This window comes from Bradyrhizobium brasilense, from assembly GCF_029714345.1.
Taxonomy (GTDB): domain Bacteria; phylum Pseudomonadota; class Alphaproteobacteria; order Rhizobiales; family Xanthobacteraceae; genus Bradyrhizobium; species Bradyrhizobium australafricanum.
Map to the genome: position 1 here is coordinate 1743919 of NZ_CP121669.1, position 15463 is coordinate 1759381.

Annotated in this window: 12 protein-coding genes and 3 pseudogenes; 9 read left to right on the top strand and 6 right to left on the bottom strand. The window is 60.7% G+C overall.

Going from position 1 to position 15463, the window contains the following annotated elements:
- The first annotated feature begins 139 nt into the window (after window positions 1-139).
- The 4 genes from QA635_RS08000 to QA635_RS08015 all read left to right on the top strand — a co-directional run bounded on the left by QA635_RS08000 (window position 140) and on the right by QA635_RS08015 (window position 4300).
- Complete coding sequence (locus tag QA635_RS08000; protein WP_283068238.1) at window positions 140-1984, top strand: glycoside hydrolase family 15 protein; 1845 nt, start codon at window positions 140-142, stop codon at window positions 1982-1984.
- Between the two features lie 153 nt (window positions 1985-2137).
- Window positions 2138-2695 carry an NADPH-dependent FMN reductase gene (locus tag QA635_RS08005; protein ID WP_283068239.1) on the top strand — a complete coding sequence of 186 codons (558 nt, stop codon included), beginning with the start codon at window positions 2138-2140 and terminating at the stop codon, window positions 2693-2695.
- 676 nt (window positions 2696-3371) lie between these two features.
- Window positions 3372-3680, top strand: a complete 309-nt coding sequence (locus tag QA635_RS08010) for a hypothetical protein (protein ID WP_283072205.1) — start codon at window positions 3372-3374, stop codon at window positions 3678-3680.
- Window positions 3677-4300 (top strand): MarC family protein, encoded by a 624-nt coding sequence (locus tag QA635_RS08015; RefSeq protein WP_283068240.1) that lies wholly within the window; start codon window positions 3677-3679, stop codon window positions 4298-4300. The genes QA635_RS08010 and QA635_RS08015 overlap by 4 nt, the downstream gene beginning before the upstream one ends.
- Window positions 4301-4394: 94 nt before the next feature.
- Here the strand turns inward: QA635_RS08015 and QA635_RS08020 are convergent, their stop codons facing one another.
- From QA635_RS08020 to QA635_RS08030, 3 genes are all read right to left on the bottom strand, one after another.
- Window positions 4395-5243: an SDH family Clp fold serine proteinase gene (locus QA635_RS08020; RefSeq protein WP_283068241.1), complete on the bottom strand. Its 849-nt coding sequence runs from the start codon at window positions 5241-5243 to the stop codon at window positions 4395-4397.
- A gap of 22 nt (window positions 5244-5265) precedes the next feature.
- On the bottom strand, window positions 5266-6006 hold the full coding sequence (locus QA635_RS08025; RefSeq protein ID WP_283068242.1) for a rhomboid family intramembrane serine protease: 741 nt from the start codon (window positions 6004-6006) through the stop codon (window positions 5266-5268).
- A 150-nt stretch (window positions 6007-6156) separates the two neighbouring features.
- Window positions 6157-7851, bottom strand: a complete 1695-nt coding sequence (locus QA635_RS08030; protein ID WP_283068243.1) for a thiamine pyrophosphate-dependent enzyme — start codon at window positions 7849-7851, stop codon at window positions 6157-6159.
- A gap of 360 nt (window positions 7852-8211) precedes the next feature.
- Here QA635_RS08030 and QA635_RS08035 point away from each other — a divergent pair.
- Window positions 8212-8596: pseudogene (locus tag QA635_RS08035) on the top strand (transposase); the annotation flags it as partial.
- A gap of 370 nt (window positions 8597-8966) precedes the next feature.
- Here QA635_RS08035 and QA635_RS08040 read toward each other — a convergent pair.
- The 3 genes and pseudogenes from QA635_RS08040 to QA635_RS08050 form a co-directional block, all read right to left on the bottom strand.
- Window positions 8967-9765, bottom strand: a pseudogene (locus QA635_RS08040) (IS630 family transposase); the annotation flags it as partial.
- 118 nt (window positions 9766-9883) lie between these two features.
- A pseudogene (ligD, locus tag QA635_RS08045) lies at window positions 9884-10783 on the bottom strand (non-homologous end-joining DNA ligase); the annotation flags it as partial.
- A gap of 1524 nt (window positions 10784-12307) precedes the next feature.
- Complete coding sequence (locus tag QA635_RS08050) at window positions 12308-12538, bottom strand: hypothetical protein (RefSeq protein WP_283068244.1); 231 nt, start codon at window positions 12536-12538, stop codon at window positions 12308-12310.
- Between QA635_RS08050 and QA635_RS08055 the strand changes: the two genes are divergently transcribed.
- The 4 genes from QA635_RS08055 to QA635_RS08070 all read left to right on the top strand — a co-directional run bounded on the left by QA635_RS08055 (window position 12537) and on the right by QA635_RS08070 (window position 15121).
- A complete protein-coding gene (locus QA635_RS08055) occupies window positions 12537-12689 on the top strand; it encodes a hypothetical protein (RefSeq protein ID WP_283068245.1) in 153 nt (50 codons plus the stop codon). The genes QA635_RS08050 and QA635_RS08055 overlap by 2 nt on opposite strands.
- 119 nt (window positions 12690-12808) lie before the next feature.
- The gene (locus QA635_RS08060) at window positions 12809-13129 is read left to right on the top strand and encodes a co-chaperone GroES (protein WP_283068246.1); all 321 of its coding nucleotides are present in this window, start codon (window positions 12809-12811) and stop codon (window positions 13127-13129) included.
- A 44-nt stretch (window positions 13130-13173) separates the two neighbouring features.
- Entirely contained in the window at window positions 13174-14541 is a 1368-nt protein-coding gene (groEL, locus tag QA635_RS08065) for a chaperonin GroEL (protein ID WP_283068247.1), read from the top strand.
- Between the two features lie 391 nt (window positions 14542-14932).
- Window positions 14933-15121, top strand: coding sequence for a hypothetical protein (locus QA635_RS08070; RefSeq protein WP_283068248.1), 189 nt, complete (start codon window positions 14933-14935; stop codon window positions 15119-15121).
- Window positions 15122-15463: the final 342 nt, after the last annotated feature.

The window sequence follows — 15463 nt, forward strand, 5'->3', positions numbered from 1 at the left end:
CGCGATACGGTTGATCCACTTACTCATCGCTTATCAAGGGATATGAGTACCAGCAGTCTTCGAGCAGGCTGGCTTTGAAAGGGGATTATATCTGAGAGCGGCAGCGCGGGCAGCGCGCCCAGACCGGCCGGAGGCGTGCATGGCGCTCAAGATCGAAGACTATGCGATGATCGGCGATTGCAAGACGGCAGCCATGGTCGGGCGCAACGGTTCGATCGATTGGCTGTGCTGGCCGAGATTCGATTCTGCAGCGTGCTTTGCCGCTCTGCTCGGCGAAGCAGAAAATGGACGGTGGCTCATTGCACCGAAGGATGAGCCGATCGAGACCCTGAGGCGCTACCGCACAGGCACTTTGGTCCTCGAAACGGAATTTCGAACGAAGGGTGGCAGTGCGACGCTTATTGATTTCATGACACCGGGAGACCGCGCCGATCTTGTGCGCATCCTTGTCGGTCGACAGGGGCGGGTCGAGTTTCACTCCGAATTTGTGGTGCGCTTCAACTACGGGGCGACGGTGCCGTGGGTCAACCGGCTCGATGACGGCAGCATTAGCGCGATCGCCGGTCCGGAGCGTCTGGTCCTGCGTACGACAGCCGCGCTTCACGGCGAGGATCTGAAAACGGTTGGCAAACCTACGGTCGAGGCCGGCCAGTCAATCCCGTTCATCCTCTCCTACGGGGCGTCGTTTCAAGATCCTCCGCTAGCGATTGATGCCTTCGATGCCCTGAAGCGAACGGAAGCATTCTGGCGTGGATGGAGTGATCGGTGTCCCGAGGTCGGTCCCTGGACGGAAGCGGTCAAACGTTCGCTCATTACATTGAAGGCTCTGACCTACGCCCCGACCGGAGGTATTATCGCCGCGCCTACGACCTCTCTGCCGGAGCTTATTGGTGGAATCAGGAATTGGGACTATCGCTTTTGCTGGTTGCGCGACGCGACCTTCTCCCTGCTGGCTTTGATGCACCTCGGATACTACGACGAGGCGCGGACATGGCGAGACTGGCTCCTTCGCACCATCGCCGGTAGTCCGGAGCAGGTGCAGATCGTGTACGGAGTGGGGGGCGAGCGCTGGTTGCCGGAGCTGACCATTCCGTGGCTCGCCGGCTATGAAAGATCGCCGCCGGTGCGCATCGGAAACGCCGCCTACCAGCAACTTCAGCTGGACGTTCTCGGCGAGGTCGCCGATGCCATGTTCCACGCCGGGAAAGGCGGGATAGGTCTAACCGAACGTGGCCGCGCCCTGCAGCCCATCATGCTGAGATATCTCGCCAGCGCTTGGCGCGAGCCTGATCAAGGCATTTGGGAGGTACGCGGCGAGCGGCAGCACTTCGTCCATTCGAAAGTCATGGCCTGGGTTGCATTCGATCGTGCCGCGAATGAGTTAGCCGCTGAGGGATCAATCGAGGCATCTCGACATTGGCGAGCGGTCGCCGACGAGATCCACGCCGACGTGTGCGACCGCGGCTTCGACCGTGATATCGAAAGTTTCGTGCAGGCTTATGGCTCGAAACGACTCGACGCTGGTCTGCTGCTGATGCCGCTGGTGGGCTTTCTGCCTGCAACTGATCCGCGCGTGAGGAATACGGTGCGGGCCATCGAAAAAAGACTGCTGGTCCATGACGAGTTTGTTCTGCGGTATGAACGCGCAAATCCCGGTGACGGCCTGCCCCCGGGAGAAGGAGCGTTTCTGGCGTGCAGTTTTTGGTTGGCCGACAATTACATTCTGCAGGGCCGCTATTTGGAGGCCCGCAAGCTGTTCGACCGTCTCCTCTCGCGTCGCAATGACGTGGGACTGCTCGCCGAGGAATACGATCCGTTCGCCGGCCGCATGCTGGGCAATTTTCCGCAAGCCTACAGCCATGTGGGTTTGATCTGTTGCGCCTTGAATCTCACCCGGGAGACGTGCCCTGCGGAGGATCGCGCCGAGCCGCAGCGCCCGGCGACGCGTCCAACTGCGCAAGCCGAGGCGGAGCCGGAATGCTGAACGGGCCCACCGGCAATGCCAACCAGCCGTTCTGGTTCCTCGAATACCATTTTTTTGCTGCTGGCGGTGGCGAAAACGGGCAATCGTCAAAGACAAATATCGCCGCTGGAGGTGAGGTGTTTCAGCCTCTCATGCAAGCAAAAGGGGTAGTCAATGGTACTCAACGTGGTGACGATCAGTGGCAGCCTGCGCAAGGGCTCGTACAATACCGCGCTGATGCGGGCGCTGCCTAAGCTTGCGCCTTCGAATCTTCATCTTTCCGAGGCGCCGCCCTACGACGGCATGCCCCTGTACAATGCGGATGTTCAGGCCACCGGCTTTCCAGGTGAAGTGACGATCTTCGCTGAAGCCATCAGGAAAGCCGATGGCATAATCATCGTCTCGCCCGAGTACAACTGGACTATTCCCGGAGGCCTGAAGAACGCGCTGGATTGGGTGTCACGCCTGGAAAACCAGCCCTTCAGGGAGAAGCCGGTCGCCATTCAGTCCGCCACTGGCGGTCCCCTGGGCGGCGCGCGAATGCAGTATCATCTGCGAATGACGCTTACCTATCTCAGCGCCTTCGTGTTTGGGACACCGGAAGTATTCGTCGGACTAGCCCAGACCAAATTTGATCCGCATACGCTGGAACTGAACGACGACCCGACCAGGAAGGTGGTTGCCGATCAGCTCACGGCCTTCGCGAAATTCGTTGCTCGCTTCAAAGGGTGAGCGCTTCAACACTATTTCTTCCTTGGCGGCACATTTTCACCATTGGTCCAGGATCGTGGATCGCGGCCGCTGATTGTCGGTCAGGCGAATCGATACTCCGTGCCGGTATTTGCCGACCTGGCAGCTTGAACGAAAGTCTGGCCAACTGCATTTCACAAGCTGGCGACCCATCACTGTATATTTGCGCATGCCTCGTCGCACCCGCATTGACTGTCGTCAAGATCGTATCGGCCGCGTCAGCCAGTCATCACTGGCCAGTTATTCGACCAGCTGCGATGGACCGGTCGTAAGTTGATTACTACGTAAAAATACGACGTAGCGCTGCGTGCGACCGATATTGCATAAGTGTGTAGGCTGCGTGGTTCAGTCATACGTTTAATGGCAGCACACATAAAAAGGAGGGCGGCTCGCGCTGGCGAAATCAATGTTCCTGGCTCCATCTGATACACTCAAAGAGTTTGCGACAATCAAGAGACCCGCATGCCCAAAGTGTGGACGCGCTATGGCCGCGGGCAGGGCCGCGTCAGGCGCGCTCGGTTATCAAGAACTCACCTTTGCTTGCTCGACGTGCGGCCAGTCCACGACACTTTCAATCCCCATCGATCCGCTCAGGAGTGATGCGGTAGGTTGGCTTAGAAGCGAGCTCAGGCCGCCAAAATAGTCGGATTTGTTTTGCATGCGACGGCAGAAGAAGGCGATCATGGTTAGAGTACAGGCGCTCAACGGCGAAGAACCCGAGAAGTCCGACGACGTTATTCAGCGCGAACTGCTCGGTCCGCGCGGCGTGCTCGGCGCCCCGGATCCGGCCAGGCTGAGCCCACAGGGCGAAAAGAACACGCCAAAGCACATTGATTTCGGCACAGTGCATAGATTGGCGATGGCCGCTGGTGGATTGCCTTCAAGTGTGCTTTGCGTCGGCTCAGGTCGAGCTACGTACATCCCGCGCCATGATCTGCCTGGCGCTCGTGGCGGGCATTCGCCGTGATCGACTTCGCCATGTCGGCTTTCGTGACCCTGTTACTGGTCGTCGACCCCGTCGGATTGGTGCCGGCGTTTCTCGCGGCAGCAGGTGGGCTCACTAGCCGGGACAGGGCGCGAATCGTCGTCCGATCTCCGCTGATCGCCGCGGGGATCCTGGTAGGTCTTGCATTATGCGGGAACTGGCTGTTGCGTCAGCTTGGGATAGGCATTCCAGCTTTTCAGATCGCAGGCGGACTTCTTTTGTTCGCTGTCGCCTACCAGATGGTCTTCGGCGACCGGCCGCACCGGGAGGCGCGCGAAACCGACAAGACGATGGCCGAGCATGTTTCGGATATCGCCGTCTTTCCGTTGGCTATCCCGCTGATGGCCGGACCGGGCGCGATTGCCACTACGCTATTGTTGTCCAGCGCCGCAGGCACGACATCGAGGCTGGTTGTCGTCATTCTAGTCATTCTGCTCGTGAGCCTGACATGCATGATTTGCTTCGCTCTGGCCGTGCCGATCGCGAAAGCGCTGGGCAACACGGGAAACGCCGTGCTTTCCCGGCTGCTCGGGATATTGCTCGCGGCTTTCTCAGTTCAGTTCGTATTGGATGGGGTCGCATCCGCTCACGCAAGCGCCTGAATAGTCAGTGGGCGCGTTGAGGAGACGACCCATTAATGACCGCATCGGCATGCCATGCTCGTTTGGCAACGATCTGAGGCGGACCCGCTGTACGTCAGTCCACTTCCACAGAATCCCCTCCATCCGGCAGACTTCTCCGCACTGGCAGATATTCTACGCCGCCGCTATTTTGCATGCGGACGGGTTGCGGATACAGTTTCAGAAGCTCGAAAACGCTGTCAGGCATGTCAGTGTTTACGGGGAGGCCCAGCCGCTTCGCGGTCAACGCCCAGATCGGATAGTCATGCGTCCAGGCACCGGACGCGAGCTGTTCCGCCAGCTTGGCGGCTTGTTCAGCGGGAAGCCGCCGATCCAGCAGCTCGCTTGCCGCCTGTTTGACCTGCGCAATTGCCTTGCGGCCGACGTCGGCCATTATCAGCGTTTGATCTTCAATCTTGGCGAGCGGCTTCTCCTCGACAACCTTGATCAGCGAGACTGCCGGCGACTGTCCGAGCTGCGGATCGATCGGACCGAGCACGGCATGGCTGCTCATCACGATCTCGTCGGCCGCCAGCGCGATCAGCGTGCCGCCGGACATGGCGTAGTGCGGCACGAAGACCGTGACTTTCGCCTTGTGCTCGCGGATCGCCCTGGCGATCTGCAGCGCTGCCAGCACGAGCCCTCCCGGCGTGTGCAGCACGAGGTCGACGGGCACATTTTCGTCTGTCATCTGAATGGCGCGCAGAACCTCTTCCGAATCGTTGATGTCGATGTAGCGGGCGATCGGGAAACCCAGTAGCCGCATGGTTTCCTGCCGGTGCACCAGCAGGATTACACGCGATTTTCGCTGGGCCTCCAGTTGCGAGATCTTGCGCACGCGCATCGCCTCGAGCATGCGCTGGCGCAACAGTGGCTGGATCGCCGAGAACATGAAGAAGATCCAGAAGAGATCACCGATCGACATGGAAGCCTCCACGAATAGCACCTCACATCCGCCCTTCAGGATCAAACCCGAGCACGCCTTCGTCCCGATAGTAGACCCGGTAACGCCGTTCGGACTGGACGATGAGGGGGACAAGTGCGAAGCCTGCCACAAACCCGCCGATATGGGCCCACCACGCGACGTCCGCGCGCGTAGGCGTTACCGCCAGGTCCAGGATTCCCTGCAAGATCTGCATGAGAAACCAGAACCCGACATAGAAGAAGGCATAGACTTCGAAGAACAGCGGGATGAACAGGATCGGGACCACCACGACCACTCGGGCAAGGGGAAACAGGCGCATGTAGCTCCCGAGGACACCGGCGATCGCTCCTGAGGCGCCCAAAGCCGGTACGATCGAGACCGGGTTGAAGAAGATATGCGCGGCAGAAGCCGCAACGCCGCAGGCAAGATAGAATGCCAAATAGCGGCTATGGCCCAGCCGATCCTCGATCGTCGGACCGAACAGCCATAGCGTCCACATGTTCAGGATGAGGTGCAGCCACCCGCCGTGCAGGAACATCATGGTGAAGAGCGGCAGGACGTCGTCGATGACCGGGTTGATCTCATCGGACGCAAGAATCTCAGAATAACGCGCAGGGACAAGCGCGAATTGGTACAGCACCTGCTCAAGCTCGTAGGGGCTCAGGCTGATCTCGAATAAGAACGCGATACTGTTGGTGGCGATCAGCACCCACGTGATTACCGGCGGGTAACGGGTCGGGACAGTATTCCTGATCGGGAACATCTGCGCCTCTTCGTAACCGTTCCGCGATGTCCGGTAGACACTGCGCCCAGATTCCTGGACGGACCATGACGATCGTCAATTTCGGGCGGGAGGGCCAAGCGTAGCCGACGGCTGCGGGTGGTTCCCGTAAGCCGGGCGGACCTGTTCTCGCTATCCTCCGGTTACGGCGAGAACGGCTTCCTTGATCTTGGCCAGCCCAAAATGTCCGATCATCTCTAAATCGACGTGCGGTAAATTGGGCATTTCATTTGAGATGACGGTTGCGTCAACAATTGCCGGGCCATCGATCGCGAGAGCTTCGACTATCGCTGCCATCAATTCCCACGGGCGTTTGGCCATGTATCCGTGGCCACCGCACGCACGGGCTAATGCTGCGAAATCCGGGTTTGGAAAGTCGATGGCTTCGCGAAATGGCACCAGTCCGACGCTTTCGGCTTCCAGCGTGATCAGTCCGAGCGACGAATTGTTATAGATGATGACCTTAACCGGCAGGTTGTGATGCACTGCTGTCAGAAATTCGCCCATCAGCATATTGAACCCGCCATCGCCGGTCAGCGCGATCACCTGACGGGAGCGATCCAACGCCTGTATGCCATTGGCTTGGCCGAGGGCCGTTCCGACCGCCGCATTGTTGAAGGATCCGATGATCCGCTGCGTTCCGGTCTGACGGATCCAATTGGCGGACCATAGCGTATTTAGGCCGGTATCTAGGACGAATATCGCGTCGGAACGGGCGAGATCGCTAACCGCACGGGCTACCGCCTGTGGATGGATCTGATGGTCGCTCCGCTTGATATCCGCTTGCTTGTTGAGCATGGCGTCCCATTTCCTGCGCTCGTCGGTGACCTCGTCCCAGAATTCGGTATCGGTCTTCTGGGCGACCCGGCCGAGTAATTGTTTCAGCGTCGGCCGGACCGATCCGGCAACGCCGAGCGCCGTCAGAACGCGCCGTCCTAGCACCTGTGGTCGCTCATCGATCTGGATCACCGTGCTCTTGGTCGGAAGGAAGTTGGAATATGGATAGTCAGTGCCGATCATCAGCAGCAAGTCACAGTGCATCACGGCATTGTAGACGGCCCGCGTCCCGATCATGCCGAGACCGCCCATCCAGCGGGGATCGTCGTAGGGCAGGAGGTCTTTGCCCTTGACTGTATGGATCAGCGGAGCCTGGAGCCGATCCGAGAGAGCGCACAACAGGTCAACGGAGCCGCGGCAGCCGGCGCCGCACATCAACACTATCTTGTCCGCTTGTTCAATCCGCCGGGCTAGTTCGGCGATCTTTGCCTCGCTGGCGGTAACTTCGGACCGCGGCCTCAAGGTTGGGATGCTGGGAACGCTGCCTTGCGCTTTCGCTGCGATCACGTCCTGCGGAAGCGTCAGATGTGCGACGCCCGGGCCGGCATAAGCGGCAGCTATCGCCTGATGGATGACCGCCGGTGCCTGCGCTGCCGTCGAGATGGTCTCGGTGTAGAGCGACACGTCACGAAACAAGAGATCGGGTTCGGTGGTCTGGATGTAATCGGTGCCATGTAGCTTGCGCGGCATGTCGCCAGACAAGGCCAGCACTGGCGCATGATCGCGGGCCGCTTCATAAAGACCAGCGACCAGATGATTACTGCCAGGTCCAGTGGTGCCGGCACACACTGCGAGCGTGCCCGTGATCTTGGCCTGGCCGGCGGCGGCCTGCGCCGCGCCTTCCTCGTGGCGGACGCTGACCCACTCGATCTTACTGCGTCGGATCACATCGGCAAGCGGATTGAGCGAGTCGCCGATCAATCCGAAGATGTGCCGGACGCCGATCTGTTCGAGGGCACTTACCAGAATGCCGGCAACTGTCTGTGACATGTTCCGCTCCCAATTCTCGCCACCGGAGTTCGCTCAATGCGGCAGGGTGGCGCCGCCGCCGGCCATAGACCTTGACCGGCGTCAACCCGTCAACGACACGACGAAGTTGTGATAATTGCTGGCCCAGCTCCCCTGTTCCAACAGCGCTTGTCGCGGCAATGTGCGAGCAGTCCCCGCATGCGGTGGGGCGCGTACAGTCGAGACCGGGCGATGAGCAGCTACCTCCCCCTTTATGCGGGCGGTGGCCGCTCTCAGCAATTTATGTTGGGACAACCCGTGCGGGCGAAATCATCCGGATGTACGCCGCCGCGCCACACCTCGTAGTCGATCGGCGCGCCAGCAGGCAGACCCTACATTGCTCTGGTCGTCCCATTGCAATTCGTTGGTTTGTGGATCCAAGCTTCACAAGATCGACGGCGGCCGGGCGATTACGATCAGCTGCACCATTTCATCGCCGATGGCGCGTCTGGGATGCGACACCGCTGGAGACAGAGTTGCTCAAGGAGGCCGACCGGCTTGTCGACGGCGATGATGCGGTGCTGGATATCGACGACATTGCGGTGCCGAAGAAGGGCGAACACTCGGTCGGTGTTGCGGCTCAATATGCCTCGGGCTTGGCAAAACGGCGAATTGCCAAACATTGGTGTCGCTGACGGTCGCGTGGTGAAGTCCGGTGATGATCGCATTGCGTCTCTTCCTACCCGAGAGCTGGACCAGAGATGCCACACGGTCGAAGCGCGCCGGCAAGGCCTGTATCGTCACGCGCTGATGACCATGATCGCCTACGCCTTCCTGCTACACCGTCGCCTCGTCCAAGCGGGCTGAAAAAAGAATCAACGGACCGCCGCGGCAGCCAAGCTTACCGGCGGTACGTCACACCATCGTCGACTTCATCCTTCGACCGTCAGCTCAGCAATGCGCATACTGCCGAAAAACCAATCCGTGAAAAGCTGCAACTCAATCTGCCAAAGTAGTGCTAGTCATGTGAATCTAAAGTTCATTCGATGAAGGTACGGATGTCGGTCTCGAGCTGCCTGACGGAGGTGTGAACACCTCGCTGACTGTTTTCTGGTGACAGCGAACCAGCGCTCGATCTGATTGATCCATGACGCGGAGGTCGGCGTAAAGTGGATATGATAGTGCGGTCGGCGAGCGAGCCACGCTTTGATCTTGGGTGTCTTGTGGGTGGCGTAGTTGTCCATGACGATATGGACAGCGAGCCCCTCAAGGATTTGAGCGCGATCTCTATCGAGCGCGGCAAACAGCGTGGTCGTACCATGCCGCACATAGCTGTGCGTGCGACGTTCCCCAGGCATCATCGACAAGACCGGCTGCTCCCGATCGAGTGCCTGGATCTGGCTTTTCTCATCTACGCTGAGGATAACGGCTCGGTTCGGTGGGGACAGGTAAAGCCCGACAATATCGCGTACCCTTATCGACGAATAGCGGATCGCTCGACAGTTTAAATGTCTGGCTGCGGTGCGGCTGCAAGCCGAACGCCGTCCACATTCGGCGGATCGTGGTATGAGAAGAGCCAGTTTCCGCAGCCATCGAGCGGATCGACCAGTGCGTCGCGTCGGGCGGCGTCGTACGCAATGTCCGCTCGATTACCTCAGCAACATGATCGTCGTCGATGGTTCGAGGGCGGCCAGGGCGGACTGCGTCGAGCAGCCCATCTCAGCGATCCTTCAAGAATCGGCGGCGCCACTTGCCAACGGTGTGTTCATGGATGCCAAGTTCGGCAGCCACCGACTTGCTTGGCAGGCCGCCTGCACACCGCAGGATCGCGCAGCACCGCTCAGATAGCGATCGGGCAACACGATGACGACTAACTTGCCTCTCCAAGTACGCCCGCTCCTGCGGACTAAGTACTAACGGCGCGATCGGCCGGCCTCGCACACCTGCATTCGCCACTAGCACTCTCCTCTCTAGTAATTCGAGCAATCAATTAATGCGACGAATTTGCGTTCCAGATGACTAGATCCTCCGCACGAGAGGAGGATGACAGGCGCGCGCAAGGCCACCAACCTTGCTATTTGCCCGCCAATTTCTTGATCGCCGACTTGATCGACGACGCGGCCTCGTCATAACCCTTCCATGCCTTGCCTCTGGCGAGCAACGCTGGCGTAGTGCGGACGGTGTAGCGCTTCGGATCGAGATCGCTTTTCACCTGCGCCCAGGTCAGCGGCATCGAAACGGTGGCTCCGTCACGCGCCCGCGGCGACAAGGGCGCGACTGCCGTCGACATGCGATCGTTGCGCAGATAGTCGAGGAAGATCTTTCCCTTACGCAGCCGCTTCGATATGTAGAGCAGATACTGATCGGGCGCATCCCTGGCCATCCACTGGCAAATGCCTTGCGCGAAGCCTTTGGCTTCCTTCCAGCTCAGCTTGTCTTTTGCACGATAGAGCAGCGGCGCGACCACATGCAGACCCTTGCCGCCAGTGGTCTTACAAAAGCTTTCCATGCCGACATCGGCCAAGCGCTGTCGCATCTCCTTGGCCGCAGTGACCACTTCGGTGAAATCGACGTCGGGCGCCGGATCAAGGTCGAACACGAGCCGGCCCGGTGTGTCATAGGCATATGGCGCGCAATTCCATGGGTGCAGTTCGAGGCCGCCGATCTGCGCGAACATGGCAAGCCCTTCGACGCGATCAATCTGCAGGTATGGTTTGCGGTCGCCAGAGACTTTTGCGAGCTCGATATATTTCGGTGTTCCCTGCATGGCATGACGCTGGAAGAAACGTTCGCCGTGGATGCCGTCGGGACCGCGGATGATCGAACAGGGGCGGCCCCTGATGTGGGGAATCAGCCATTCGCCGACCGCCTCAAAATATCGGGCGAGGTCGAGCTTCGTCACTGGCCTCCCATCGCCGCCGTCCGGCCACAGCTCCTTGTCGGGCTTTGAAATGACAACGCTCATGACCTCGGTGGATGTGCGCTCCGCCCCTGCGGGCTGCACCCCAGTCGGTTGCCGCGATGTCGCAGTCGCGCGTGCGACCGGATTGACAACTTTGACAGTTACCGGCTCTTCCGCCTTGACCTCGCTCGCCGGCTTGTTTTGCCGAGATTGCTTACGCCGTCCCATGTATGCAAGGCTCCTGGATAACAGAATTATGGAAAAAATTCGGATCGGGGCGTGGGCCGATGCTTTCTCCATATGCACCTCAGTCATAAATTCGTCGACTGAGTTGGTCCATGCAGTCTTCAAGCAATGCCGCAGGCAGTCCGTGTGGGACCCATCGCACTCGACAATACCGAAAAACCGTAACGAAACCGCCAAGCAACTTCGCGCGAGTCTTGAACCCTGCTTCGAATTGCGGCTCATCATTCCGAGCGAGATCGGCCCGGAGGTGATCGATGGCTTTGCTCAGCCCCCTGCTCATGTCGCGGCTCTAGTAGACGGGGTCGCACGTCTCTGGCCCTTTTCGTGCTCACGTTGTTGTGGTTGTTGGGGTACTCGCAAGAGAAGCTTCCTAACGTTGGTTCACTGAGTAGCCTCCGACGTCCTGGCGCCGCGTGGTGTTTCGGTGTTGCACAGTGATCTTTGTGCGATGGCGCACGCGGTTGTTAGCTATGAAGCGATCGCCGGCACGATGGCGAGGCACGGCCCCAATCGCTCGAGAACTTTACGGGCAGCCGCTGTGTCCGGCACGAGCCGAGCGCGCTCGACATGTGCCATAGTTTTGCTGATGAGCCGCCCCGCCGTTTCCCACGTGCCATCCTGTCGTTGACCGGCGATCGACCGCGGCTTTCTTGCCGACATCATGATACCGGAACGCGGCGAACGGGCGTGCCGGCGCCACCTCAATATGGAAGTATTGTCCGCCGCCGCGTGTTCCCGGTTTGGCGCGGCCGCGCCGCCCAAGTCCGGTCCGCGAAGGCGACCGCTGCACCTTGCGCATTTTGCTTTTGCGCGCTTGCTTTTGCGTCGCGGTGGCCATTGCGCTCACCCATCTTATGCGCCGCTTCAACGCGCACAATTGCTCAAAGATCCGATTTTCTCGCTATTGAGGCTCCTATGAGACTATCCACGATCTCCAAGGCTCCGAAGGCGCACGCTGCGACCTTCGGCTGCTACCTGATCCACAGAAGCGATCGCCTCGCGGCCCACGGCTTTATTGACTCGTCGGTTCCTCGCGATTGAACGCTTCGGGAGCGTTCGTCGGTGGTCCGTGGTGGTGTGCCGACGACGTTGGTTGCGAGAACCACTCCGGTCGCCGCAGCGCCCTGCCGAAGCACTTTCATCAGACTAGTCACCTTGGTCGAGGTTCGACGAACGCAGTCGCCCTTTCGATGTTGTCAATGAATCGCCGGCGAGCGGCGGTGGAAGCGGCGAGCATTCCATCATTGCGGCCGAGAATCGTTCCTTTGGCCCTTGACGGTCGTCATGGGACCGGCGGGCGCGATGCGCGTAATCATTTCTCGCCGAAGCCGATCGAGGAGACAGTTCCATTCAGATCGAGGTTGCAAAGCTCATCGTTGCAACACCCGCCACGGCATTCGCGATCGTCGCGAACGTCGCCGATTGGCCCGACATCGTGCGCTCGATCAGAAGCATCGAAGTGCTCACCTCCCGCCCGATCCGCGCCGGCACGCGATTGTGCGAAGATCGCGTCATGTTCGGCGCCGAGGCGACGCATGAGCGGAAGTCGTGACAGCCCATGTACAGCGGCAGTTGCCGCATGATGCTGATCTTTCGCAGCCATCCGGGGAAGGTGCCGGGACAGGGATTGCAGCCGCTCAGGGCGCCTTCCATGAGCGTGAGCATGCGCGACGAACTGGAACGCAACCTCGCCGACTTCGCGACGACGATCGACCGGCACGTTGCCGTCTAGGCTCTGCAGGCGTCCTCGCAGCGGTGCCTTGATTGCGTGTTGCTTGATGACCGTCAATGACCGGGCGTGCGCGCCGGCGCATGTTGACCGCCAATGACGACAACCAGGAGACTTCAATCATGAAAGGATTCAGGCCGCTGCGCGACCGCATCCTGGTGCGACGCATCGAGGCCGAGGAGAAGACGCCCGGCGGCATCATCATCCCAGATACCGCAAAGGAGAAGCCAGTGGAAGGCGAGGTGCTGGCGGTCGGAGCCGGCGCGCGCGACGAGAACGGGCGGATCGTTCCGCTCGACGTCAAGGTCGGCGACCGCGTCCTGTTCGGCAAATGGGCTGGCACCGATGTGATCATCGACGGTGAGGACCGGCTCATCCTCAAGGAGGCCGACATCCTCGGCGTGATCGAAGGAAAGACTCGCGCGCACGCCAAGGCGGCGTAGCGCAGGCGTCGACGGCATCGATTTCGTCTTCAAGGAGCAAGCCCATGGCTGCGAAGGAAGTCCGGTTCGGCGGCGAGGCGCGCGAGAAGCTGTTGCGCGGCGTCGACATTCTGGCCGATGCGGTGAAGATCACGCTCGGGCCCAAGGGCCGCAACGTCGTGCTCGACAAGTCGTTCGGCCCGCCCCGTATCAGCAAGGACGGCGTCACGGTCGCGCGCGAGATCGAGCTCGCCGATAAGTTCGAGAACGTCGGCGCCCAGCTGCTCAAGCAGGTCGCGCTGAGGACGAGCGAGCTCGCCGGCGACGGCACGACTACGGCGACGCTGCTCGGGCAGGCGATCGTCCGCGAGGGCGCCAAGGCAGTCGCCGCCGGCATGAACCCGATGGACATCAAGCGCGGTATCGAACTCGCCGTCATCGCGGTGGTGGCGGACATCCGCAAGCGCGCGAAGAACAAGCAGCTCGCTAGCCTGCAGTCGCTGCTGCCGTTGCTCGAGAAGGTTGTGCAGTCGGGCCGGCCGCTCGTCATCATCGCCGAGGACGTCCAAGGCGAGGTGCTGGCCACGCTAGTGGTGAACCGCCTGCGCGGCGGCCTGCGGGTCGCGGCCGTGAAGGCGCCCGGCTTCGGAGACCGCCGCCGCGCCATGCTGGAGGACATCGCCGTCCTGACCGGCGGGCAGATGATCTCCGAGGACCTCGGCATCAAGCTGGAGAACGTTTCGCTGGCGATGCTGGGCCGCGCACTGCGCGTTCGCATCGAGCGCGAGAACACGACCATCGTCGGCGGCGCGGGTGCCAAGAAGGACATCGAGGCGCGAATCCAGCAGATCAGGCGCGAGATTGAGGCGTCGACCTCCGACTACGACCGCGAGAAGCTGCAGGAGCGGCTCGCCAAGCTCGCCGGCGGCGTCGCCATCATCCGGGTCGGCGGCGCGACCGAAGTCGAGGTCAAGGAGCGCAGGGACCGCGTCGACGACGCCGTGCATGCGACCAAGGCGGCCGTCGAGGAAGGCATCGTGCCGGGCGGCGGCCTCGCGCTGCTGTTCTCCGCCAAGGCGCTCGACGGTATCAACACCAAGAACCGCGATCAGAAGGTGGGGATCGAGATCGTACGCAAGGCGATCGAGGCGCCGACGCGGCAGATCGTCGAGAACGCCGGCTCCGAGGGCTCAATCGTCGTGGGCAAGATCAGGGAGAAGAACCAGGAACACTGGGGCTTCGACGCCACGACCGGTGAATACAAGGACATGTTCAAGGCCGGCATCATCGATCCGACCAAGGTCGTGCGGACGGCGCTTCAGGATGCCGCCTCGGTCGCCGACCTGGTCATCACGACGGAGGCGGCGGTTGCCAGCAAGTTGGAGCCGCCGGCGCCGACGCCCATGCCGCCGGGTGGTGGAATGGAATTCTGAGCGCCGCGCGCCAGCCGGCCAGCCGGAGGATCCCATGAGCTTGCCCTTCGTGCTCGCGCTGAGCTTCGGCATCGCGCGCATGAGCGCGGCGACGGCGGCGATCCTGTTCGTTGGTCTAGCCGTGAGGTCGCGATAGTTGCAGCGCGCCGGACAGACCAGAACCCGGGCCACAGCGAGGAGAAGAGCCAGAGCGAAGATATAGCCAATGCGTCAGCCGCCCGTAAGGGCGAGCACGGCTTCCTTGACCTCGGCTATCTGCCCGTAATGCAGGGCTTCGTGCTGCTGTTCAAGTCCCTTTTCCTGCAATCGCAAGCGGAACGCGGCACTGGGGCGGTGCGGATGAGTTCGATGACTCCCGATCGCCCGGCTCTCGCAAACTGTGGGACAACAGATGAGCATTAGTGAGCACGACGCTAAGCAGATTGTTGAGGTCCTGTGCCACGCCCAACGTGATCTACCCGATTGCGTCAAGCCGCTGCAATTGCTGAACTTCAGCTTCGGCTATCTCCCGCTGCTCGCTTTGAGCGCGCAATTTCCTGTTGGTTTCCGCCTGTTCATGAGTTTCTGCAGAATGTTGTAAGGCGCAGTTGCCATCTCTTGCGCCAGGGAGACCAGTGCGCGGTTCTCGGCCGCATAGTCGGGAAGGCGCGACGGTCGCTCTGTGGGCTCAGCCGTCGAGATCATCGACACGGGACCGGGTGCGGCCCGGGGAGCGCCAGTAATGGAAGGGCTATCTTCTGCGTGATGAGCCTTCGCCTGATCCGCCTGCCACTGAGATTCACCCAGGACCTGTTGTCCGCGCGCCAAAGTCGGCTGTGATTTCTCGACTACGGAACCGACTCCTGCCAATTCTCTCACCAACGAGGAAGCAGCCCAACGAGCATACATCATCCACGGCGCAGCGACACTGGTCCGGTAGCGA